This is a genomic window from Acinetobacter sp. YH12045, assembly GCF_013419925.1.
Taxonomy (GTDB): domain Bacteria; phylum Pseudomonadota; class Gammaproteobacteria; order Pseudomonadales; family Moraxellaceae; genus Acinetobacter; species Acinetobacter amyesii.
In genome coordinates, this window is sequence record NZ_VOZE01000001.1 from 325338 (window position 1) to 348271 (window position 22934).

Sequence of the window (22934 nt, forward strand, 5' to 3'; positions counted from 1 at the left end):
TATGCGGCTCTTTCAATACGGATTTTGCATGAGTGGTGAGAGTAAAATCATATATGCAACTTCATTTGGATTGGCCAATTTTGCACTTTTGGTAAAGTCTTTTACAAATTGTTGATAGTCATTTTGGCTTATCAGATGTTTTGACCCAATTTGAATTTTATCGCGTATTTGAGTGGATTTATCCCATTCCATCCAAACATCCCCTTTGGTTTGTCCAAGTTGGGCGAAGCTGCTTTTATTTTTATAGAATGAATCATTTTTAACTTGAGGATTGTCCTCAGCATAAATTTCAAATTTTAGAAATTTACCTTTTGATGTGACATGAAACTCAGTATTGCCGGCACATTCTGAATATTCATATTTAAGCTTTACTGGATTTTTGCTGATTAATGCATTTGCTTTTGATGCAGGCAAGGGTAAGGCTAAGCCAACATCATTTACCTTAATACTAGTGAGATAGTCATAATCAGCAATGGATGCAGATGCTGCTGAAGTGATCAATATTGCTGTTGTGAAAAAAATTTAAGCGGAAAATTTTTGCTGTCAGTGTAGTTTGCATGGGGAATATAAAATCCTGTTCTTTTGATATTTTGTACTCATTCAAGTTTTTGTAAACGTAATATTGAAGGTTATATTTTAAATTTTATGGTGTTGCTAATTTGCCGTCAAAATACTTTAAAACTAAAAAAAATTTTGGTTTAATTGCGGCATTAAAAACTAAATTTTAGAATCTAAGAAACTAAAAAGCCCTCCGAGGAGAGCTTAAATATATGAATTATGCAGGCTTAGCGCAGTTTCGATAACCAGTCCCCCAGACTTTGAACAATTTGTACCAAAATCAACAATACAATGACGGTCATGATGACCACGCTACTATCAAAACGTTGATAACCATAAGAAATGGCAAGATCACCGATACCGCCTGCACCTACTGCACCCGCCATGGCTGTTGCACCAATTAAGCTAATGGTTGCAGTCGTTAAGTTTAAAATTAAAGAGCTACGAGACTCTGGTAGGACAAATTTAGTAATGATTTGCAGCGGAGATGCACCCATCGCTTGAGCAGACTCAATGATGCCGTCATTCACTTCAAGCAACGAAGTTTCAATCAGACGACCAATGTAAGGACCAACATAGATTGTGAGAGGAACAATTGCAGCCCAAGTACCAATTGAAGTACCCACAATGACTTTGGTCAAAGGGATGACCGCAATCAGGAGGATAATAAATGGCAATGAACGCAGTGCATTCACAATCGGGTTCAAACCATGGTAGATGACACGGTTAGGCAAAATGCCTTGTGGACGTGAGACATATAAAATCACGGCCTGGATAAAACCCCAAATACAGCCAAAGAGCATGGCAAAGAACACCATGTGAAAAGTTTCTTGTAGGGCAGTGACGAACTGATCCATAGACAAAGAACTTTTCCAAAAGGGTGCTGTAATTTGAGTCAGCCATTGAACAATTAAATCTCTCATTGCTGAACTCCTGCTTGAGTGACTTCAACGCCATGTTGTTCTAAGAACGCCACTGCTTGTTGAATCAATGTTGCATCACCTAATAGCTGAACGAACATTTGTCCAATCACCGCACCATTAATTTCAGTCATATTGGCAAACAAAATATTCAGGCTAATATCAAACTGTTTAATTACCGCCTGAATGACAGTTTCTTGTGCCGAACTGCCGAGGAATTTTAAACAATAAATACTGTTATGATTTTGATTTTCTAGATTATTTAAAATATTAACAGGCAGCTGTTGCTGCAATACAGTTTGAATAAAGTTTTTGGTTGTATTGTGTTTTGGCTGACTAAAAATCTCTAAGGTTGAGCCATGTTCGATGACTTTCCCTTGTTCCATTACCGCGACATAATCACAAACGGATTCAATCACATCCATTTCATGGGTGACCATCACAATAGTAATGCCTTGTTCTTGATTGATTTTCTTTAATAACGCCAATACCGATTTGGTGGTTTGCGGATCGAGAGCAGATGTTGCTTCATCACACAGTAAAATTTTAGGATGATTGGCAAGCGCACGGGCAATCCCGACACGTTGTTTTTGACCACCAGAGAGCTCATCTGGATAAGCATTTTTCTTATGTTTTAAGTCAATAAATTCGAGCAACTCTTCTAAACGTTTTTGGCGTTCAGCTTTAGCTACACCTAAAAGTTTAAGTGGCATTTCAATATTTTCTGCAACTGTTTTGGTTTGTAGTAAATTGAAGTGCTGGAAGATCATGCCAATATTGGTTCTTTCTTGACGAAGCTCTGCCGAATTTAAAGCAGTAAAGTCTTTATCATGAATAATAATTTGCCCTTCACTCGGACGTTCTAGCAAATTAATTAAACGGATTAAGGTACTTTTGCCTGCACCACTGTAGCCAATTAGACCGAAAATACAGCCATCTGGAATGTCCAGATTAATCTGATCCAGTGCTGTAACGGTTTGGCCTTTAAGCTCAAAATGCTTGGAGATATTTTTAAATTGGATCATAGCGTCAAAAAAGGTTCAGAAATGAAAAAACAGGCAAAGTAAACTTTGCCTGTTTATTTGAAGAAATTATATTACTATTTTGCTTCAGTGAGGTAGCTAGTTGGTTTATTTACATCAATTTTAGTACCACCAAAATGTTCATCGATGTAAGCTTTTACCGCTGGAGTGTGATAAAGCGCGCCTACTTTTTGTAGAACTGGGTCATTTTGACGGTCAGCAGCAACAGCAAGAATGTTCACGTTCATTTTTGTACTTTGGTCGATTGGCTCATAGTAAACCGCATCTTTCAGTACGTTTAAACCACCTTCCATCGCAAGGGTATTACCCAAAACAATCGCATCAACTTCGTCTTTAACACGAACCGCAGTCGCCATTTGAATTGGTTTGATTACGATTTTCTTCGCATTTTCAGTTACGTCAGCAGGTGTACCTTTTACATCGTCAAAATCAGCTTTAAGTTTGATTAAGCCAGCAGATTGAAGTAGTAACAATGCACGTGATTCGTTTGCGCCATCATTTGGAATCGCAATGGTTGCACCTGTTTTAAACTCTTCAAGTTTTTTGACTTTGCTTGAATAGATACCCATTGGTTCTAAATAAGTAGTCGAAAGCGGTGCAATTTTATCTTTATTGTTGTCGTTAAACGCAACCATATAGGCATATGACTGGAATGCATTAACATCAATTTCTTTGTTCGCTACAGCAGTGTTCATAGACACATAGTCAGTAAAGTTTTTCACTTCAAGTTTAATGCCAGCTTCTTTGGTTTCAGGAAGCGTAGCAATATAGCGCCAAATATCAGCATCTGAACCAGTCGAAGCCATGGTAACAGTTTGCACTTCTGCAGTGTCTTTTTGTTGTGCGGCGTCAGTTGCAGGAGCTTCTTGTTTACCACAGCCTGAAAGGCCCACAGATAAACCGAGAACTAATCCTAGGAGCTTTTTCATATATTCACCCGAGTAAATTTATAAAATTAATAAATTCACAAATCATATTATGGAGAGATTTACTTAAGTCTTTTATCAGACAGGCTGATAGATGCTTAATAATTTAAAATGCTACACAGACTTATACAATTAGATCTGAGTCTATTTCCAAATGGGAAAAGATAGCCATTGCAAGCTGCTGTAAACAAAAGATTTAATAAAGCAAATCTCTATATTTCGCTAGGCATCATATCAATTTTTTATTATTCAATATAGTGATTTAAAAAGTTATGCTTAGCAGCAAAAATGTATATGGAATATGTTTAATTAAATAATTTAATAAGTAAAAACAATATATTATTTATAATTAAACTATTTAAGTACGTCATTTGTATAAGTTTAGGTCTATATAACAAATTTTAAAATGTATTGCTGAAAAAATGATAAAAATGAAATAAGTCCTGTCATACACAAAATTTGTAACATTCATATGTAAAAATAACGGAGAGTTTCAATCTAAGCTGAGTTGAAATCTTCATTGATATATTTGAAGTTTAACTCTGATTCATGGTTTTTCAAAATCTTAGATCTAAATCTGAGGAAGATTGAATCCGCTATATTGTTTAATATAAGCTGCTTAATAATTGATCATAATAAATTGCTATGTGAGGCACGCTATGTCAAATCAGTTTGATTTCGTCTCAGTTGTAAAAAAGCCTACAGTTCATTATGGCGGTAGATCGGTGAGCCATGTTTTAAAAATGGAAGATGGTAGTCAAAAAACCATCGGTGTATTTTTGCCATCAGACCAACCTATGACGTTTGAGGCGCATGTGAAAGAATGTGTTGAAATCACATCCGGGCAGTGTGTTGTGCAGATTGGAGAGCAGGGCGAGTTTGTACAATATACTTCTGGCGAAAGCTTTATTGTTCCACAAGATTCTATTTTCAAAGTGCAATGTACCGATGTTGTTGATTATGTATGCCATTTTGATTAAGCATGCTTAAACAGGTTGGAGTTGCTTTAGCATTGTGACTTATGATTTTTACTTCCAAAGCCATAGTAATTGATCTGTTTAGAGTTTAAACCCCGCATTTAGCGGGGTTTTTTGTATGATTTAATGGATAATTTAGTTTTCGTATACGAATTCCTGCGGTAACTAAAATTAAAGTATTTAACATCACCTATAACCACTGTTTGGCAGAGTTAATGTGCTTTGGTTTTGCTGTGAATAAATATTCAATTAGCAAAATGGAATGTGCAAATAATCACTACGCTGTATTTCATAAAGCACGTGACGGTTTAGTGGGTGTTCAGCTGGTACAAGCGGATGATTGAACTCGCGGACTTTTTGCATGCCAATGCGCTGCATCACACGTTCCGAAGGCGTGTTTAAACTCGCTGTGAATGATATGACCTTGTCTAATCTTAGGTTTCTAAATGCATGTTTGAGTACAGCTTTTGCACCTTCGGTGGCATAACCTTGATGCCAATATTGCGGCAGTAAGCGCCAACCAATTTCAGGGGCATCGGCTATTTCAAATTCGGGCGGGTGTATGTGTAAACCGATAAAGCCAATAAATTCACCTGTGGCTTTTAGCTCTACAGCGTATAACCCCCAACCTCGTGTATCTATTGAATTACGTAGACGCTGCATAAATGCGACGGCTTCATCAGCATCAAGTTTGTTAGGGAAATAGCGCATGACGTCGTCATCTGCACACATTTGGATAAATGGGGCAGTGTCGGAGTCTTGCCATTGGCGGAGGATAAGGCGAGGGGTTTGGATAGGAATCATCAGCAACTGAATTATCATTAATAAGCTTAAGTCCTTGACTTTATAGTATATAAAGAGAAAAATAAATTTTATTTAAAAATAATCAAAAATGAGCTCATTTAACCTTTTTAAAATGTTTATAGTTTTAATTTCTGTAGGTTTGATTTCTTGCTCAAATACAGAAAATCTCGAACCAGATTTTCAATTTTTATTGGCTAATGAGCCTAACTGGGTTGAAGTAAAAAACGAGTCAGCCTATTCCGATCTAATGATCACAGAATATATGGATATCAGTACTATAAGTAGATGGACCTATAAAGAACCATTAATTATTAGAACAAAAACATCCTATAGAACGATAGGAGGAATAAGTACTGAGGATAGGGATGAAATAATCTATTCGTTAGTTGAATGTTTTAATTCTCGTTCGGCAACTGTAAGTTATGAGGATGTACTAATGATTCCTAATTCGGAGCCAATTATTCATTCGAATCGTTATTTGATACCTGACTATAGTTTTGATCTATCTGATGAAATTTGGCAGCAAATTCCAAAAGATACCTCCATATCAACTTATTGCTCTAAATTAAAAAAAACTAAAAAACTCGATGACTTTGTAAATAAAACTCAAGAAAAATTGGGTTGGATACCTATACGAATTGAAAACTCACCAAGATATCATTACTTAAATATTAATGATTTAGATAAGATTTCTAATTTTGTGCCTTTTAGATTGGAGGTAAAGGTTTATAAAGTAGAAGAATACTTAGACAAAACATCTACATCAACGACTTATAGTGTGATATTTGATTGTAAGAATCATCGCATGGCTATTTGGAATAAAACGCTTAATATGAATGATTTTGAATATAAACCTAGCCCTAATCCAATAGTGCTGGAAAAATATAATTACTTTAAGGATTTAAGTGAGATTGATGACTGGCAGCTTATAGATACCGATAGTTTTGTATATAAGGAAAAAATATGCCAAAAATAATGGAGAGACCTTTAAAACCATATGTAGAAATAGTTCTATTGATTAAGTAAGGCAGATATTTTTGAATAAATGTTTATGTTTATCTCAAAAAAGTATAAGCAATACTTAGTGTTAGATAAGTAACGAATAAAGTAGTTTATAATATTTAATTTTTTTATTTAGGATTACCAAATACATATAGTTCTAAAAAAACCCCGAACGAATCAGGGTTTTTATTTAATCAAATGAATGATTAAGCATTTTCACGTGCAATTGCACGGTAACCAATATCTTTACGGTATTGAACACCATCAAAAGTCACTTTTTGGCACAGCTCTAATGCTTTTGCTTGCGCTTCACCAATTGTGTTGCCTAGCGCAGTCACACAAAGAACACGACCACCAGCAGTCACAATATCACCATTTTCAAGTGCTTTAGTGCCTGCATGGAAAACTTTCGCATCAGCCATTTCTGTGTCTAAGCCAGAAATCACATCGCCATTGCTAGACGTTTCAGGGTAGCCCTTAGATGCAAGTACGATACCTACAGTCTTACGCTCATCCCATTCAGCTTCCGCAGGTAAGTTACCCGCGATACCAGCTTCAACCAAATCAACTAAAGACGATTTTAAACGCATCATAATTGGTTGAGTTTCAGGGTCGCCAAAACGACAGTTGAACTCGATCACTTTAGGTTGACCTTGTTCATCAATCATCAAACCTGCGTATAAGAAACCTGTATAAACGTGACCGTCTTTTTTCATGCCTTCAACGGTAGGACGCATCACTTCATTCATAGTTTTTTCAAATACATCTGCAGTCACTACAGGCGCAGGAGAGTAAGCACCCATACCGCCTGTGTTTGGACCTTGGTCGCCTTCAAAGATACGTTTGTGATCTTGTGAAGTTGCCATTGGCAAAATGTTGTCGCCATCAATCATACAAATGAAAGATGCTTCTTCACCTGCCAGGAATTCTTCGATCACCACACGTGAGCCGGCATCACCAAATTTGTTGCCTGCAAGCATGTCATCAATCGCATCAAATGCTTCTTGATTGGTCATGGCAACGATCACGCCTTTACCCGCAGCAAGACCATCTGCCTTGATAACGATTGGTGCACCATTTTTTTCAACAAATGCTTTTGCTGCATCTACTTCTGTAAATACATCATAGAAAGCAGTTGGAATGTTATGGCGTTTTAAGAAGTGCTTCGCAAATGCTTTAGAGCCTTCAAGCTGTGCAGCAAATTGAGTTGGGCCCCAAATTTTTACACCCGCTTCACGGCAAGCATCCACCACACCATTGACTAGTGGTGCTTCGGGGCCAACCACGATCAAATCAACTGCATTATTTTTTGCAAAGTCGATAATCGCAGCATTGTCTAAAATATTTAAGGCAACATTTTCGCATTTATTTTCAGTTGCAGAACCCGCATTGCCTGGTGCTACAAATACTTTTGCAACTTTGTCATCTTGTGCGATTTTCCATGCCAATGCATGTTCACGACCGCCATTACCCAAAACTAAAATATTCATCGGTTCATACTCCATGAATCGAAAATGACATAAAGTCCTCAGCCTAAAAATAGGAGAGGACTTTATGCAAGATTAGAAATCTGTTTTAAACCACATGTATGACTTTGTCATTACATTCTAAGCACTGTGCTTAGTGGCGGAAGTGACGCATGCCAGTGAAGACCATTGCAATACCCGCTTCATCAGCTGCAGCAATTGTTTCGTCATCACGCATAGAACCACCCGGTTGGATAATGCATTTAATGCCCGCTTTCGCAGCGTTATCAATACCATCACGGAATGGGAAGAATGCATCAGATGCCATTACAGCGCCTTCAACAACTAAACCAGCGTGTTCAGCTTTAATTGCTGCAATACGTGCAGAGTTAACGCGGCTCATTTGACCTGCGCCAACACCAATGGTTTGACGGCCTTTAGCGTATACAATTGCATTTGATTTAACGTATTTCGCAACTTTCCAAGCAAAGATTAAGTCATCAATTTCTGCTTCAGTTGGAGCGCGTTTAGTCACAACTTTAAGGTCATCTTTAGTGATCATGCCTAAGTCTTGGTCTTGAACCAATAGACCGCCATTTACACGTTTGTAGTCAAGCTGTGCTTTACGCTCAGTGATCGCAGGAAGCTCGCCGCATACAAGTACACGTACGTTTTTCTTCGCGCCAGTCACTTCAAGCACGCCTTCAGCAACGCTAGGAGCAATGATCACTTCAACGAATTGACGGTCAACAATTGCTTGAGCAGTTGCAACATCTAATTCGCGGTTAAATGCAATGATGCCGCCGAATGCAGATTCAGGGTCAGTTGCATAAGCAAGGTCATAAGCCGCTTGGATGCCGTCTAAAGATACAGCTACGCCACATGGGTTTGCGTGTTTTACGATGACACATGCAGGCTTAGCAAATGATTTTACACATTCAAGTGCTGCGTCAGTGTCTGCGATGTTGTTATAAGATAATTCTTTACCTTGAAGTTGTTTCGCAGTAGAAACAGATGCTTCAGTTGCTGTGTCTTCTACATAGAAAGCAGCAGATTGATGCGGGTTTTCACCGTAACGTAAGTCTTGAACTTTGTTCAATTGAGTATTGAAAGTACGCGCAAATTTATCTGCTTGACCTTCTTCCTTACCTACGCGAGCGCCTAAGTAAGATGCAATCATGCCGTCATACTGTGCAGTATGTTCAAATGCTTTAACCGCAAGGTCAAAACGAGTTGCATGTGATAATGCGCCTTCAGCTTTAAGCTCAGCAACGACAGTTGCATAGTCAGATGCATTTACTACGATACCTACAGATGCATGGTTTTTCGCAGCAGCACGAACCATAGTCGGACCACCGATGTCGATATTTTCAATAGCATCAGCAAGTGAGCAGTTCGGTTTAGCCACAGTCGCAGCGAAAGGATAAAGGTTAACAACAACTAAATCGATTGCATCGATGTTGTGTTCAGCCATCACAGCTTCGTCTAGACCGCGACGAGCTAAGATACCACCATGAATTTTCGGATGTAGCGTTTTTACACGGCCGTCCATCATCTCTGGGAAACCTGTGTGCTCTGAAACTTCAACTACGGCAACATTATTGTCTTTCAACAATTTGTATGTTCCGCCAGTAGATAAAATTTCTACCCCTAGAGCAGCAAGTTCTTGTGCAAATTCAACAATTCCAGTCTTGTCAGACACAGAGATTAAAGCGCGTTTAATAGTCATGATCTTCGTCACAGTTTTCAAGGAACAGATTAAAACAAAATTAGCAAAATGCAGGTTAAAAAAAATGCCTGCGGAAGCCGCAAGCATTTTATCATTTATTCACTCATTAAACCGTGAGCTTTCAACTTTTTACGTAAAGTACCACGGTTTAAGCCGAGAATCTCAGCAGCGCGGGTTTGATTACCACGTGTATATTCAAGAACTACAGATAGAAGAGGCTTCTCCATTTCCGCCAGCACCATATCGTATACCTGAGATGGTTGCTCGCCTTGCAATTGTGCAAAGTAATGGCGAACTGCGCGATCTACGTGAATACGAAGAGCGACATCAGATTGTGCAGTAAAAATAGGAGATTTGCTATTCATGCGAATTAATCCGAAAAATCAAATATCACTTGGGTAAAGTGATTTGTTAAAAGTGGTCTATAAACTTGAATGAACTCCGTTTTAGTTCCTAATGCGGAGTTCTAAAACTTGTACATTACTTGTAGCTTGACACAACTCGCAAAATTGTTCGAAAAATAAGCGTAACAATAGATTAATAATTGTTACAGCCTAAAAAACAAACAAAAAATCTACTCAATACGCAATAAATATTAAAGCGCACGGTTGGGATTGTATTTGTTGTGAAAAATTAGCGAGGAGTTTGCAGCACAAAGCTTTCGTGGCGCGTATCATACCATTGTCTAGGAAAAAGTGAGCAAGAAAACTGCATTTTTTTTATGTTTTTTTTACTTTTTTAATAGTTTTTTCCAATATTAGGGGCGAATCAACTCAATTGAATAATTATCGAAGCTTTTGCGTGCAATTGGTAGACTAAATTGGAATTTAAAAGGACTACTTTTTGGGATCCGTTGGATGCCATGCAGACTTTTGTCCAAATACTCTTCAGGTAAAAGCGTATAGTTTGCTATTTCAGTACCATTTTCTTTTAGTGAAATTTTCATATTGGGTAAGGCAAGGCTACGGTCATGAAAATTGATCATTTCACCTGTAAAACGTGTTTCATTATTTCCAATGCTACGAATTTTGACTTTTTTGGTACTAATTAAACTGTAATGTTCCTCTAGACGTGAACAATTGAATACATCACAGACCGCAGTAAATGCAGCACCCATCACTGGACTATTTTTTAAATATTGAGGATTGAACCAGAAAAACTGGAATATAAGTGCACCAAATAAGAAAGCATTAATACAGAACCACATAAAATAATTCAGTGGTGTACGTTTTTTATCTTTTTCAGCCTGTTCTGCCCAATTTACAGCAGGCAGGTTGCCGATTGGTTCGGTGCTGAAATAATTTAAGTTATTTAAATAAGTTTTTAGATCGATATTAGAGTTTTCGACTTTTTGATCAAATAGTTTTAATAAATGGTGGCTTGGTGTTTCTTCAACAGTCACTGGTATAAGCGTATTATTGAATTCGCTGACATTAATAATGGTATTGGTATTTTTTTGCGGCGCATTTTCTGGCTCATGGGTAGAAAAAGACAACGCTTTATCTACCACCAAATGAGACAGTGCATTAAAAGATGTAGAGCACTTTGGGCAACAAACCATGCCCTGAGCGACAGTAAGCTGCGGAACAGTTACTTTATATGTTGTAAAACAAGTTGGGCAGTTAGTTAATTTGTCGCTCATAAGTACACATTTTAAATTTTAATACTGTTGGCGTTTACCCGAAATTCGGCACCATGTTTCGTCACGTTTTTCTACGTCTAATATATCAAAAAATTCAGAATAAACACTAGAAACATCAGAAACTTGCTCTTCAATTACACCTGCAAGTGCGAACTCGCCCTCAGATTTAATTAAAGTTGAGAATTCTGCAGCCAAGGCCATTAGAGGGCCTGCAAGAATATTAGCAACAAACACATCGGCTTTTTGTCCAGCGAGTTCTTGGTTGAACTCTTCAGGTAGGCCTACATACAAATTTTCCAGTACACCATTTAATTCGGCATTTTGTTGTGTTGCTAAAACGGCTTGTGGGTCAATATCAGTGGCATAAACTTTTTTTGCACCCAAAAGTAAAGCGGCAACACCTAAAATACCAGAACCACAACCGTAGTCGATGACGATTTTATCCTTAAGATCAACTTTACCTAACCATTGTAGGCATAGGAATGTAGATGCATGGTTACCAGTACCAAAAGCAAGACCTGGGTCTAGTTTGATGTTTACGGCGTCTGCTTCTGGCGCTTCCATCCATTCTGGTACGATCCAGTATTTTTCACCAATTTTAATAGGCTCGTAAGCATCCATCCATGTGCGTTCCCATTCTTGGTCTTCAATGAATTCGCTACGCATTGGCGCATCAGGAAGTTGAGCTTTAATAAATGTTTCTAATGCTGCAACATCAATTTCTTCATCATCTTCTTGTGCATAGATACCAGTAACGATCACTTTATTCCAAAGTGGTGTTTCACCTGGAAGTGGTTCAAGTAAATCCTGATTTTCTGCATCATCTAGCGTGACACTGACTGCACCTAAAGAACTGAGCAGTGTTTCAGTGTAATCAACTTGAGCTTTTTCAACAGTAATATGAATTTGTAACCACTTCACGGACATAACCTAAATGAGTTTTATAAAAAGCTATTGTAACGGAACTCGGCAACTTGCAGCTAGCGATTATCAAAATTGACAAAAAATAAAAGGATGCACGTAGCATCCTTTTAATTTTTCAATGACTTAACTTTTAATTGTTTCTGTTGTAGTTGTCGAGAGCGGTGCAAAACGTGTAATTAGGAAGCCAAATACAGCGGCAAAGATGTACATAAAGATTGAATATACTGCCGCAGGCATTGCAACTGCAGAACTGGCCATCACTGTTAAGGCGATGGTCATGGCTAACGTACTGTTATGAATGCCGATTTCAAATGCACATGCACGTGCCTGAGCACTATTGATGCCGAAAAGTCTTGGAACAAAATAACCGATACATAAGCTGAAAATACAGAATAGAACCGTAGCTAAGCCAACTTGGGTTAGATAAGCCGCAATATTATGTCGTTCAGAATAAATGGCGCCAATAATAATTAAGATAAGAAAGAACACAGCAAAGATACGGAGTGGTTTATGCAGTTTCTCAGTTAGTTTAGGTGCATAGTGACGAAGTAACATACCTATACAGACAGGGATGATAATGATGCTGAAAACTTGGAGGATTTTTCCAAATTGCAGACTGATTTGTTGGCCTTCTTGCATGAAGTGCATGATCGAAAAATTCACGATCAATGGAAGGGTTAATGCTGCAATGACTGAATTGATGGCGGTCAGGGTTATATTTAAAGCCAAGTCACCTTTAAATAGATAACTAAATAAGTTGGCTGTACTACCACCGGGTGAGGCTGCGAGTAGCATCAGTCCGACTGCAAGCAGTGGTGGCAAGGCCAGCAGTTTACATAATAAAAAGGCAACGCCGACAAGTAACACGAGTTGGCAGAATAAAGCGATTAACACGGCTTTAGGATGTTTGGTGACACGTGCGAAATCTTTGGGGGTAAGTTCTAGCCCAAGCCCGATCATAATAAAGGCCAGTGCTAATGGCAAAAGAACCGTAATAATTCCAGAATCCATCTTATTTATTCTCCTTGAGCATATTTAATGGTGTTTCACCAAAGTCCTTATGGTGATTGCGTTAGAAAAAATAGTTTAGGTTTTCACTTGTTGAATCAAGTGACTGCCACGGCGCGTCAAAATAAAACCAAATAAGGTCGCCAATAAATACATAAAAATAGAATAAACACCGGCAGGTATCGCCACTGTGGTGTTTTCAAGCACACTCAGTGCGATAGTTAACGCGATACTGGTGTTATGAATGCCGATCTCAAAGGTACACGCACGTGCCTGCTTTTCCGGTACACCTGCGAGGAACGGAATTAGGTAACCCAAAAATAAGCCACTGAAACAGAGTAAACAGGTCGCAATGCCGACGCTGGCAAAATACGTAATTATGTTGGATTGTTCACGCAAAACTGCGAGTGTAAAGATAAGAATTAATAAGAAAATAGACAACATTCGCATCGGCTTGTTGATGTGATATGCAATGGTCGGGAAGGAGTTTCGAATAAACATACCGAAACATACCGGTATCAAAATAATCAGAAATACATGGGTGATCTTATCGATAGGCATACCAATACTTGTACTTTCACCAACAAAATGCAAAATGGATAGATTGACGATAAAAGGCAATGTAAAGCACGAAACAACTGAGTTGATGGCTGTTAAGCTAATGTTTAATGCAACGTCACCTTTATATAGGTAGCTAAAAAGGTTAGCAGTGGGGCCGCCGGGTGAAGCCGCAAGCAACATGAGCCCGACCGCGAGTAAAGGGGGTAACTCCAGCAACTTACACAGGAAAAACGCAATACTGGTCAGTAGAATTAGTTGAGTAAATAAAGCGATGAAAATGACTTTTGGATAGCGTCCAACGCGTAAAAAGTCTTTGACTGAAAGTTCAAGCCCCAACCCCATCATCATAATGGCTAAAGCAATGGGTAGAAAAAAAGCAAATAATCCCGAATCCATGGAATTTCCTGATATTTTTATCCTTATAGTTTTTTGAGTTTATCTTAGTTTGATAAATAAGCAATAAATAAAAGCGAGTAAAAACTGATGTTTTACCCGCTTTATTCTTGATCTGTTAATTGGTCGATATTTTCATCGACAACTGTTTATTTAGGACGAGGAGGAGTGAACCCTAAAGCACATTTTCCTTTAATTTCTTGTCCATTAATCGTTGCAGTAGTGGCTTTTGCATCTGCACTGCATGTGCTTAATAATTCGGCTTCTTCGCCATGAAGATTTGCATTTTTGGACGAGCTAAAAAATTGTGGTTCGCAGGTACCATTCCAGATAATACCGCGATAGGCAAATGATACTTGAGCGCCTTGGCTTTTACCTTTACAGACTTGTTGATATCGCTGTGCATCATACACTTTCTCAACTTTATCATTGGCTGAGGCAGCAAGTGGTGATAAACATAAACCGCATAAAACCGTGGATAGCAAAATATTCTTATTCATGCTTATAGTCCTTATGATTCTCATGGGATCTATAACAGAATAAAAAATCATCAGAATAAAACAACAATCTTCGAGTAACATTTGCTTGAGAAATGTATATTTTTATATGGAATATGCAAAGTATGTATGTTCATAAAGAAATATATAGGCATAAAACAGTAGTCAATAACAATAAAATCGAGTTAATCAGTCAACTTATCGGCGAATTTTTGCTATAATCTTCCGTCATCCTTTTTTAATCTCCTTTACCACTATGCATTATCCTAAAGTTTACGATGTCATTGTTATCGGCGGCGGTCACGCGGGTACTGAGGCAGCTCTTGCTGCGGCACGTATGGGTCGACAGACTTTACTCTTAACTCATAATATTGAGACTTTAGGGCAGATGAGCTGTAATCCAGCCATCGGTGGTATTGGTAAATCACATTTAGTACGCGAAATTGATGCGCTTGGCGGTGCAATGGCATTGGCTGCTGACAAAGGTGGTATTCAATTCCGTATTTTAAACTCACGTAAAGGTGCGGCTGTTCGTGCGACTCGCGCACAGGCTGACCGTATTCGTTATAAAGCTGCGATTCGTGAAACCTTAGAAAATCAAGCGAACTTGGATATTTTCCAACAAGCAGCTGATGACCTTATTGTTGAAGGCGATACCGTTAAAGGTGTAGTCACCCAAATGGGTATTCGCTTTGATGCGAAAACTGTTGTATTGACTACAGGTACATTCCTAGGTGGTGTGATCCACGTAGGTCTAAATAATGCTTCAGGCGGTCGTGCGGGCGATCCTCCTTCAATTTCATTGGCTGCGCGCCTTCGTGAATTGAACTTACCTGTAGGTCGTTTAAAAACTGGTACACCACCACGTATCGATGCACGATCAGTTGATTTCTCTGTGATGACGCCACAGCCGGGTGATTTCCCATCTCCGACTATGTCATTCATGGGTGATGCGTCGATGCATCCTGAGCAAATCAATTGCTATATCACACATACCAACGAGAAAACTCACGATATCATTCGTGGCGGCTTAGACCGTTCACCAATGTATACTGGTGTGATTGAAGGTGTGGGTCCACGTTACTGCCCATCAATTGAAGATAAAATTCATAAATTTGCCGATAAAGATTCGCATCAAGTGTTCTTGGAACCTGAAGGTCTAGATACACATGAGCTTTATCCAAATGGTATTTCAACTTCATTACCATTCGATGTTCAGTTTGAATTGGTTCGCTCGATTCGTGGTATGGAAAATGCGCACATTTTGCGTCCGGGTTATGCAATTGAGTACGACTATTTCAACCCACAATCATTGAAATTCTCTTTAGAAACCAAATCGATTAATAACCTGTATTTTGCAGGTCAAATTAACGGTACAACAGGTTATGAAGAAGCGGGAGCGCAAGGTTTGCTTGCAGGCTTAAACGCAGCACGTCGTGCATGGGATCAAGAGCAATGGACACCAAAACGTGATGAAGCGTACATGGGCGTGTTGGTTGATGACTTGATTACTCTCGGTACTAAAGAACCGTACCGTATGTTCACGTCACGTGCGGAATACCGTTTGATGCTTCGTGAAGACAATGCGGATCAGCGTTTAACTGCCATTGGTCGTGAAATGGGGCTGGTAGATGATGCGCGTTGGGATTCGTTCTGCCAAAAAATGGAAGCTGTAGAAACGGAGAAAGGTCGTTTACAACACCTTTGGGCAGCGCCAAACAATCCACTAGGCAAAAAATTCGTTGAAATGACTGGCGATGACCTGTCAAAAGAAACCAATGCAATTGATTTGCTCAAACGTCCAAATATCAACTTTGCGCAAATTGCTGAATTGACGGGTTCTGAAGTTTCAGCATTTGTGGGTGAGCAAATTGAAATTGCTGTGAAATATGCAGGTTATATTAACCGTCAGCAAGAAGATGTTGCGCAAATGAAGCGTTTGGAAGATACGCGTATTCCAGCTGATTTTGATTATGATGTCGTTTCTGGTCTTTCACGTGAAATCACCATGAAGCTGAAAAATGTATTGCCTGAAACATTGGCACAAGCAAGTCGTATTCCAGGTGTAACACCTGCGGCTGTTCAATTGGTGATGATTACGATTCGTAAGAATAACCAAGCGAAAAAATCTGCATAAGATTTTGAGTTAAATAAAAAACCCGCTCAGTTGCGGGTTTTTTTATTGCCAATAAATTATTGGCTGTTGGTATTTGATCGGATTAAATGAATATTTTGATCATCATTAGTTTTAGCTATGGTTTGATTATTAAAATCTTTCATAAACCTAAGTGATTGATAATTAATTATAAATACAAAAAATAAGATCTAAAAACTATTGATATACAAAGTTTTAGGTCTTAATGGTGGGCTTTTGGTCGTGTGAATTCCGACCTTTGTAGTGGTATTTATTCTACCCAATAAAGCCGAAACTTCAGGGCATGGCGTACAAGTGGGTTTACGCTACATGAATGGAGTTCGATTATGGCAAATCAACAATCGGGAAAAATGCAAAAATTTCTAACAGTATTTTTGTGTTTCTGGGTGGCATTTTTTGAAGGTTTTGACCTACAAGCTCCCGGTATCGCAGCAAAAGGAATCGCAGCGACATTTTCCTTAGATCAGGTGCAAATGGGCTATGTGTTTAGCTTGGGTGTATTTGGTATGTTATTTGGCGCGTTCTTTGGGGGGCGTGTCGCTGACTATTTGGGGCAGAAGAAAGTCCTAATGTTGTCGATTTTTATCTTCGGTGTATTTATGTCTATAACGGCAGTTGCACCAAGTATTGAAATTTTATATATCGCACGATTCTTTACAGGTTTAGGTTTGGGCGCTGCGATGCCAACGATGATCTCGGTGGTGGGTGATGAAGCGACGGATGCTAACCGTGGGCGATTAAATAGTTTGATGTACTGCGGCTTACCTGTAGGTGCAATCTTTGTTGCTGGCTTGGGTATTGTCTTTAAAGATATCTCATGGCATACACTGTTTTTAATTGGTGGTTTAACGCCTTTAATCTTGATTCCATTCATGGCGATTATCTTAAAAGATAAGCGTACTGAAAAAGTTCAGGCAGAAAGTAAAGAAGCGGTTCCAGCGATGGGGCAAATCCTTTTTGCTGAGCAGCGTTATAAATATACATTGCCGCTTTGGTTGAGTTTCTTCTTTACCTTAATGGTGAACTATATTCTGATCAGTTGGTTGCCTAACTTGCTTATGGAACAAGGGCTGGAAAAGCAACAAGCTTTCATGATCATGTTGATGTTCCAAGTGGGCGCAGTAATTGGTACGCTGGGTTTAGGCTACTTGCTTGATCGCCTAAAATTATGGCAAATGGCAGTGATTATCTATTCAGGTTTGTTTGTAGCATTGCTTGTGTTGTTTACAACAAATTCCATTCCTGTACTCATTGCTGCAGGCATCATGGGCGGGATTTTCTCTACAGGTGGTCAATCGATTTTGTATGGGATCTCTCCAATTTTCTATACACCAGCTGGGAAAGTAACAGGTGTGGGGAGTGCGATTTCATGGGGTCGTTTGGGTGCAATGACAGGTCCATTACTCACAGGTAAGATTTTGGCGCTAGGTCTAGGAACGACAGGTATTTTAATTGCAAGTGCGCCGGGTATTGCTTTGTCAGCTATCGCAGTGGCTGCATTGTCAGCCTATAAGTCATCCCTTAAAAAATAGTCAAAACCAGTCATATTTAAAGGAGCTACGGCTCCTTTTTTATTGAATAAATATCTTTAGCTGAAACTAAGTTTTGTTAGAATAAATCTAATATTCATGAATAAATTTACTTCTATGTCTTATCAATTGATCGAACTTGATATTTCTCCTTCAGATAACATTCAGTGTCCACATTGTCAGCAGCAAGTGATTGATTGGTCAGAAGAGCAGTATGTGCAGCCATGTGAGCATGTGCTGTTTATTGCAATGGATATTGGTTTTGAGTTTATTACCGATGAATTTGAGCAAACCATGCAGCATACAGTCGATGACTTGCATGCCAATGATGATCAATATCATATGTTTACTGAAATTACCGCCTCAAGTTTCCCTGAGTTTCTGATATATAAGTCTGATTTAGGGGTGGAAGGTTATTCACGTTATGTCGGCTTTACGGCATAAAATATTGCTAAAAAATCTCTAAATAAAAAAAGCCAGTCAAGTGACTGGCTTTTTTAATGTTAATCAAAAAAATTAACTTTCTAATTCTTCTTCGACATCATCTTCGGCACTGTCCATACCGAGTTCTTTAAGTTTACGGGTTAAAGTGTTGCGACCCCAACCTAAAAGTTCTGCTGCATGGCGCTTACGCCCACGTGTTTGTTGTAGTGCTGCATTGATGAGGGTGCGTTCAAACATTGGTGTGGCAATGTCGAGAATTTTCATCTCACCATTTTTAAGTTTTTGTACGGCCCATTGACCAAGTAACTCATCCCAGTGATGCACACCAATACGATCAATCCCTTGAGCAGCAGGATTGCCATCTGTGCCTTGAATTGGAATCTGTTTTAATTCAGAAGGTAAATCTTCTGGATAAACTTCACGGCCTGTGATCATAACCGTTAACCAGCGACAGGTATTTTCAAGCTGACGCACATTACCTTGCCACGGCAGTTTTTGCATGTATTCTTGCGTTTCAGGACGCAGAATCTTCGGACTTACCCCAAGTTCTTTACCTGCACTTGCAAGGAAGTGTTGTGCAAGCATCGGAATATCTTCACTACGATGTGCAAGTTTTGGAATATGAATACGAATCACATTTAGACGGTGGTACAAGTCTTCACGGAAGCGACCTTCATGTACTAACTTTTCTAAGTCTTGGTGCGTTGCTGCAACGATACGGACATCCACCTTGACTGGGATGTGACCACCAACGCGGTAGAATTCGCCATCCGCTAAAACACGCAATAAGCGGGTTTGGGTTTCAAATGGCATGTCGCCAATTTCATCAAGGAAAAGAGTCCCGCCATTGGCTTGTTCGAAACGACCTTGACGCTGTGTGTTGGCACCGGTAAAGGCGCCTTTTTCATGACCAAATAATTCAGTTTCGATCAAATCTTTTGGAATTGCTGCCATGTTGAGGGCAATAAATGGCTTATTGCCACGTGGTGAATGCTTATGCAATGCATGCGCAACCAATTCTTTCCCCGTGCCTGATTCACCATTAATTAATACGGTAATGTGTGATTGAGAAAGACGACCAATGGCACGGAAGACTTCCTGCATAGCAGGTGATTCACCAATAATCTCTGTAGATTGAATCGGTTGAACGGTTTTTGCAGATTCTTGTTGTTGTAATTTGGCAATATGTAAAATTGCACGGTTTACAAGTGCTAAGGCTTCATCAATATCAAAAGGTTTTGGTAGATATTCAAAAGCACCCGTTTGATAGCTCGACACAGCAGATTCTAAATCTGAATGTGCGGTCATGATAATTACAGGTAAGTCAGGGTAGTTGCCTTTGACTTTACCTAAAAAGGTCAGTCCATCAATACCCGGCATACGGATGTCCGTCAAAATAACATCTGGCGCATCGACACTTAACTGATCTAAAGCGGATTGTGCTTCTTCAAAACTGGTAACATCAAAACCTTCTTCTTTGAATGTTTTTTCCAGCACCCAACGCATGGCGCGATCATCATCGATGACCCAAATCTTATTACGCGACATGATCTGACTCCCAAGGTAAATATAGGCTAAATACTGTTTTTCCAGGAACTGATTGGCATTCAATCATTCCGTTATGTTGATGCATAATATTTTGTGCAATGCTAAGGCCGAGACCTGTGCCTTTCGCTCGTCCTGTCACTAAAGGGTAAAATACGGATTCTAATATTTCTTGTGGTACACCCGGTCCATTGTCCTCGATGTCAATGCGTACCGCAGAACGTTTTAATACACCGTTGATGGTGACTAAACGTTGAATACGTGTGCGCAAAGTGAGTTCTGGTTGATGCTCAACAAAGAACTCTTTATTTTCCGTCATCGCCTGAACGGCATTTACACTGATATTCAGCATGACCTGAATCAATTGATCACGATCTGCTAAAACATCCGGTAACGAAAGGTCGTAATCACGGGTGATCTTAATTTTCTTTTTGGTTTGGTTGACGATCAGTGAACGGACACGTTCAAGTGGTTCGTGCACATTGACTGGTTCGTAACTTGGCAATTGTCTAGAGCCAAGCATGGTGTCAGCTAGATTTCGTAATCGATCCACCTCACTGATAATAATGTCGGTGAATTCGCTGTACTTCGGATCATTTAAGCTACGCGCTAAAAGTTGTGTCGCCCCACGGATACCACCGAGTGGATTTTTAATTTCATGGGCAACACCACGAATCAGTTGTCGTGCGACTTGATGCTGTTGAATTAGGTTTTCTTCTTTAGAGATTTTCAACATCCGGTCGATTTGATTGAGTTCAATCAATAGCAACGGGTGGTAGGGTTTGCCAGAGTTGAGTTGTGACACGGTGTAATCAACATGAATGTCTTTAAAGTTGACATTAATCGTTGCTTCTCGGCGCGTATAGTGTTGACCAGAAGTTAATGTATTCATTAATGCATCATGCGTATTGAATTCATCATCGGGCATATGGAGTAAATTTAATACAGGCTGACCTGATGCACGAAGTAAGCTGATGTCAAAAAGCGCTTCACAAGATGAATTTAAATAAAAAATATTCAGGTTGCTATCGACCAATAAAATGGCAGTGGTTAAATTATCCACTAAAAGCCGGTAATCAATCGTCATAGTCTGATCCATTAGCGAGAGGTTCCTGTCTTAAAATGGCGCAATGGCATCTTCATAAAGCAAATCGTTCAATCTAATAAGGTTCGAATTGATGCAAGTTATGCAAGATATAAGCCAACTATTTCAGAAATACGCTAAGTTTTGATGCTTATTTGAATAAATGCGCTTATTTAAGACTTTAAATAAAGTGTATAGCTGATTAAAAACAGGCTGTAAATCTAAAATGCATTAAAATGGTGCAAATGAAATTATATGGATGAATTTATAGCATTATTTTGGTGCGTGATATAAAGAGTGGCCTTTTCACCTGTTTTTATGTTTTGAAAAGACATACAATACGCGGATTATAGTGGAGCGCAGATTCATGAAATCCCCCAAAGTCGGTTTTGTTTCTTTAGGTTGTCCTAAGGCATTGGTAGATTCCGAACGAATTTTAACTCAGTTAAAGACTGAAGGTTATGATGTAGCATCAGATTATGATGGTGCCGATTTAGTAGTTGTAAATACCTGTGGTTTTATTGAATCTGCAGTACAAGAGTCGCTAGATGCCATTGGCGAAGCGATGAGTTCAAACGGTCGCGTAATTGTGACTGGTTGTTTAGGTAAAGACGAAGACAAAATTCGCCAAATGCACCCAAATGTCTTAAAAGTGACAGGTGCTGCGGCATATCAAGAAGTGATGGAAGCTGTGCACGAATACGTGCCTGAGCCACCGAAACACAATCCGTTTATTGATCTAGTACCTGAACAAGGTATTCGATTAACACCAAAACATTATGCTTATTTGAAGATTTCAGAAGGTTGTAACCATCGTTGCACATTCTGCATTATTCCGAGCATGCGTGGTGATTTGGTTTCTCGTCCAGTAGGTTCAGTATTGACTGAAGCTCAAGCGCTGAAAAAAGCAGGCGTAAAAGAAGTCCTTGTGATTTCTCAAGATACATCGGCTTATGGCGTAGACACCAAATACAAATTGGACTTCTGGAACGGTCAGCCCGTTAAAACCAAATTCTATGACATGTGTGAAGCATTGGGTCAATTGGGTATCTGGGTGCGTCTGCACTATGTATATCCATATCCACATGTGGATGCTGTGATTGACTTAATGGCACAAGGCAAAATCCTGCCGTATTTGGATATTCCATTCCAACATGCAAGTCCTAAGATTTTAAAACTCATGAAACGTCCTGCGCACAGTGAAAATACACTAGAGCGTTTAAAAGTTTGGCGTGAGAAATGTCCTGATCTTGTGATTCGTTCTACATTCGTTGTGGGCTTCCCGGGTGAAACTGAAGAAGACTTCCAAATGTTGCTTGAGTGGTTAAAAGAAGCGCAGCTTGATCGTGTGGGATGTTTTACTTACTCGCCAGTTGAAGGTGCGACAGCAAATGATTTGCCAGATCATGTGCCTGAAGAAATCAAACAAGAGCGTTATGAACGTTTCATGCAAGTTCAGCAAGAAATCTCTGCTGCGAAATTGCAAAGTCGTATTGGTCAGAAAATGACAGTACTGGTGGATGATCTTGAAGAAGAGTTCCCAGTTGCTGTTGCACGTTCTTATGCAGATGCACCTGAAATTGACGGTAATGTATTTGTTGAAGATATCGATAAGTCAGTGATTAAAGCAGGTGATTTACTTGAAGTGGAAATCACAGATGCAGATGAATATGACTTATTTGCAAAATTGATCTCGGTTAAGTCTGTTTAAACGATTCATTAAAAAT

At 39.2% G+C, this 22934-nt stretch carries 21 protein-coding genes; 6 read left to right on the forward strand and 15 right to left on the reverse strand.

Features of this window, described 5'->3' with window-relative positions; genetic code table 11:
* Window positions 1-12: 12 nt before the first annotated feature.
* From FTU02_RS01705 to FTU02_RS01720, 4 genes are all read right to left on the reverse strand, one after another.
* Window positions 13-501 carry a hypothetical protein gene (locus tag FTU02_RS01705; protein WP_257232736.1) on the reverse strand — a complete coding sequence of 163 codons (489 nt, stop codon included), beginning with the start codon at window positions 499-501 and terminating at the stop codon, window positions 13-15.
* 284 nt (window positions 502-785) lie between these two features.
* Window positions 786-1481, reverse strand: a complete 696-nt coding sequence (locus FTU02_RS01710) for a methionine ABC transporter permease (protein WP_078188742.1) — start codon at window positions 1479-1481, stop codon at window positions 786-788.
* Window positions 1478-2503, reverse strand: a complete 1026-nt coding sequence (locus tag FTU02_RS01715; protein ID WP_180155464.1) for a methionine ABC transporter ATP-binding protein — start codon at window positions 2501-2503, stop codon at window positions 1478-1480. Before FTU02_RS01715 ends, FTU02_RS01710 begins: the two co-directional genes overlap by 4 nt.
* A gap of 74 nt (window positions 2504-2577) precedes the next feature.
* Window positions 2578-3450 carry a MetQ/NlpA family ABC transporter substrate-binding protein gene (locus FTU02_RS01720; protein WP_180007758.1) on the reverse strand — a complete coding sequence of 291 codons (873 nt, stop codon included), beginning with the start codon at window positions 3448-3450 and terminating at the stop codon, window positions 2578-2580.
* Between the two features lie 656 nt (window positions 3451-4106).
* On the opposite strand from FTU02_RS01720, the gene FTU02_RS01725 reads away from it, so the two are divergent.
* Window positions 4107-4427, forward strand: coding sequence for a pyrimidine/purine nucleoside phosphorylase (locus tag FTU02_RS01725; protein WP_180155466.1), 321 nt, complete (start codon window positions 4107-4109; stop codon window positions 4425-4427).
* A gap of 246 nt (window positions 4428-4673) precedes the next feature.
* Here FTU02_RS01725 and FTU02_RS01730 read toward each other — a convergent pair whose 3' ends face one another.
* A complete protein-coding gene (locus FTU02_RS01730; RefSeq protein ID WP_180155889.1) occupies window positions 4674-5228 on the reverse strand; it encodes a GNAT family N-acetyltransferase in 555 nt (184 codons plus the stop codon).
* Window positions 5229-5316: 88 nt separating this feature from the next.
* Here FTU02_RS01730 and FTU02_RS01735 point away from each other — a divergent pair, with 88 nt between their 5' ends.
* A complete protein-coding gene (locus tag FTU02_RS01735) occupies window positions 5317-6204 on the forward strand; it encodes a hypothetical protein (protein ID WP_180155468.1) in 888 nt (295 codons plus the stop codon).
* A 232-nt stretch (window positions 6205-6436) separates the two neighbouring features.
* Here the strand turns inward: FTU02_RS01735 and purD are convergent, their stop codons facing one another.
* From purD to FTU02_RS01775, 8 genes are all read right to left on the reverse strand, one after another.
* The gene (purD, locus tag FTU02_RS01740; RefSeq protein ID WP_120365368.1) at window positions 6437-7720 is read right to left on the reverse strand and encodes a phosphoribosylamine--glycine ligase; all 1284 of its coding nucleotides are present in this window, start codon (window positions 7718-7720) and stop codon (window positions 6437-6439) included.
* Between the two features lie 130 nt (window positions 7721-7850).
* The gene (gene purH / locus FTU02_RS01745) at window positions 7851-9425 is read right to left on the reverse strand and encodes a bifunctional phosphoribosylaminoimidazolecarboxamide formyltransferase/IMP cyclohydrolase (protein WP_180155470.1); all 1575 of its coding nucleotides are present in this window, start codon (window positions 9423-9425) and stop codon (window positions 7851-7853) included.
* A gap of 95 nt (window positions 9426-9520) precedes the next feature.
* Window positions 9521-9790, reverse strand: a complete 270-nt coding sequence (gene fis / locus FTU02_RS01750) for a DNA-binding transcriptional regulator Fis (protein WP_001086304.1) — start codon at window positions 9788-9790, stop codon at window positions 9521-9523.
* 392 nt (window positions 9791-10182) lie between these two features.
* On the reverse strand, window positions 10183-11067 hold the full coding sequence (locus FTU02_RS01755) for a DUF3426 domain-containing protein (RefSeq protein WP_180155472.1): 885 nt from the start codon (window positions 11065-11067) through the stop codon (window positions 10183-10185).
* Between the two features lie 18 nt (window positions 11068-11085).
* Entirely contained in the window at window positions 11086-11988 is a 903-nt protein-coding gene (gene prmA / locus FTU02_RS01760; protein ID WP_180155474.1) for a 50S ribosomal protein L11 methyltransferase, read from the reverse strand.
* 126 nt (window positions 11989-12114) lie between these two features.
* Window positions 12115-13002, reverse strand: coding sequence for a bile acid:sodium symporter family protein (locus tag FTU02_RS01765; RefSeq protein WP_180155476.1), 888 nt, complete (start codon window positions 13000-13002; stop codon window positions 12115-12117).
* 75 nt (window positions 13003-13077) lie between these two features.
* Complete coding sequence (locus FTU02_RS01770) at window positions 13078-13956, reverse strand: bile acid:sodium symporter family protein (RefSeq protein WP_078188732.1); 879 nt, start codon at window positions 13954-13956, stop codon at window positions 13078-13080.
* 146 nt (window positions 13957-14102) lie between these two features.
* Entirely contained in the window at window positions 14103-14453 is a 351-nt protein-coding gene (locus FTU02_RS01775) for a hypothetical protein (protein WP_078188731.1), read from the reverse strand.
* A gap of 253 nt (window positions 14454-14706) precedes the next feature.
* On the opposite strand from FTU02_RS01775, the gene mnmG reads away from it, so the two are divergent.
* The 3 genes from mnmG (at window position 14707) to FTU02_RS01790 (ending at window position 18578) form a co-directional block, all read left to right on the forward strand.
* Entirely contained in the window at window positions 14707-16587 is a 1881-nt protein-coding gene (mnmG, locus tag FTU02_RS01780; RefSeq protein WP_180003879.1) for a tRNA uridine-5-carboxymethylaminomethyl(34) synthesis enzyme MnmG, read from the forward strand.
* 344 nt (window positions 16588-16931) lie between these two features.
* The gene (gene mhpT / locus FTU02_RS01785; protein WP_180155478.1) at window positions 16932-18137 is read left to right on the forward strand and encodes a 3-(3-hydroxy-phenyl)propionate transporter MhpT; all 1206 of its coding nucleotides are present in this window, start codon (window positions 16932-16934) and stop codon (window positions 18135-18137) included.
* A gap of 114 nt (window positions 18138-18251) precedes the next feature.
* Window positions 18252-18578: a hypothetical protein gene (locus FTU02_RS01790; RefSeq protein ID WP_078193710.1), complete on the forward strand. Its 327-nt coding sequence runs from the start codon at window positions 18252-18254 to the stop codon at window positions 18576-18578.
* A 72-nt stretch (window positions 18579-18650) separates the two neighbouring features.
* On the opposite strand, the gene glnG is transcribed toward FTU02_RS01790, so the two are convergent.
* The gene (gene glnG, locus FTU02_RS01795) at window positions 18651-20126 is read right to left on the reverse strand and encodes a nitrogen regulation protein NR(I) (protein ID WP_168377613.1); all 1476 of its coding nucleotides are present in this window, start codon (window positions 20124-20126) and stop codon (window positions 18651-18653) included.
* Window positions 20116-21222, reverse strand: coding sequence for a nitrogen regulation protein NR(II) (gene glnL, locus FTU02_RS01800; RefSeq protein ID WP_078188727.1), 1107 nt, complete (start codon window positions 21220-21222; stop codon window positions 20116-20118). The genes glnG and glnL overlap by 11 nt, the downstream gene beginning before the upstream one ends.
* Window positions 21223-21574: 352 nt before the next feature.
* Between glnL and rimO the strand changes: the two genes are divergently transcribed.
* Window positions 21575-22918, forward strand: a complete 1344-nt coding sequence (rimO, locus tag FTU02_RS01805; protein WP_180102157.1) for a 30S ribosomal protein S12 methylthiotransferase RimO — start codon at window positions 21575-21577, stop codon at window positions 22916-22918.
* Window positions 22919-22934 lie beyond the last annotated feature (16 nt).

Excerpts from the sequence above, each read along its gene's own strand:
- mhpT (WP_180155478.1), top strand. The coding sequence starts at position 16,932 with ATGGCAAATCAACAATCGGGAAAAATGCAAAAATTTCTAACAGTATTT.
- FTU02_RS01765 (WP_180155476.1), bottom strand. The coding sequence starts at position 13,002 with ATGGATTCTGGAATTATTACGGTTCTTTTGCCATTAGCACTGGCCTTT.
- glnG (WP_168377613.1), bottom strand. The coding sequence starts at position 20,126 with ATGTCGCGTAATAAGATTTGGGTCATCGATGATGATCGCGCCATGCGT.
- purD (WP_120365368.1), bottom strand. The coding sequence starts at position 7,720 with ATGAATATTTTAGTTTTGGGTAATGGCGGTCGTGAACATGCATTGGCA.
- FTU02_RS01715 (WP_180155464.1), bottom strand. The coding sequence starts at position 2,503 with ATGATCCAATTTAAAAATATCTCCAAGCATTTTGAGCTTAAAGGCCAA.
- fis (WP_001086304.1), bottom strand. The coding sequence starts at position 9,790 with ATGAATAGCAAATCTCCTATTTTTACTGCACAATCTGATGTCGCTCTT.
- FTU02_RS01775 (WP_078188731.1), bottom strand. The coding sequence starts at position 14,453 with ATGAATAAGAATATTTTGCTATCCACGGTTTTATGCGGTTTATGTTTA.
- glnL (WP_078188727.1), bottom strand. The coding sequence starts at position 21,222 with ATGGATCAGACTATGACGATTGATTACCGGCTTTTAGTGGATAATTTA.
- FTU02_RS01735 (WP_180155468.1), top strand. The coding sequence starts at position 5,317 with ATGAGCTCATTTAACCTTTTTAAAATGTTTATAGTTTTAATTTCTGTA.
- FTU02_RS01730 (WP_180155889.1), bottom strand. The coding sequence starts at position 5,228 with ATGATTCCTATCCAAACCCCTCGCCTTATCCTCCGCCAATGGCAAGAC.
- FTU02_RS01710 (WP_078188742.1), bottom strand. The coding sequence starts at position 1,481 with ATGAGAGATTTAATTGTTCAATGGCTGACTCAAATTACAGCACCCTTT.
- FTU02_RS01770 (WP_078188732.1), bottom strand. The coding sequence starts at position 13,956 with ATGGATTCGGGATTATTTGCTTTTTTTCTACCCATTGCTTTAGCCATT.
- FTU02_RS01720 (WP_180007758.1), bottom strand. The coding sequence starts at position 3,450 with ATGAAAAAGCTCCTAGGATTAGTTCTCGGTTTATCTGTGGGCCTTTCA.
- purH (WP_180155470.1), bottom strand. The coding sequence starts at position 9,425 with ATGACTATTAAACGCGCTTTAATCTCTGTGTCTGACAAGACTGGAATT.
- FTU02_RS01725 (WP_180155466.1), top strand. The coding sequence starts at position 4,107 with ATGTCAAATCAGTTTGATTTCGTCTCAGTTGTAAAAAAGCCTACAGTT.
- FTU02_RS01755 (WP_180155472.1), bottom strand. The coding sequence starts at position 11,067 with ATGAGCGACAAATTAACTAACTGCCCAACTTGTTTTACAACATATAAA.
- FTU02_RS01790 (WP_078193710.1), top strand. The coding sequence starts at position 18,252 with ATGTCTTATCAATTGATCGAACTTGATATTTCTCCTTCAGATAACATT.
- rimO (WP_180102157.1), top strand. The coding sequence starts at position 21,575 with ATGAAATCCCCCAAAGTCGGTTTTGTTTCTTTAGGTTGTCCTAAGGCA.
- mnmG (WP_180003879.1), top strand. The coding sequence starts at position 14,707 with ATGCATTATCCTAAAGTTTACGATGTCATTGTTATCGGCGGCGGTCAC.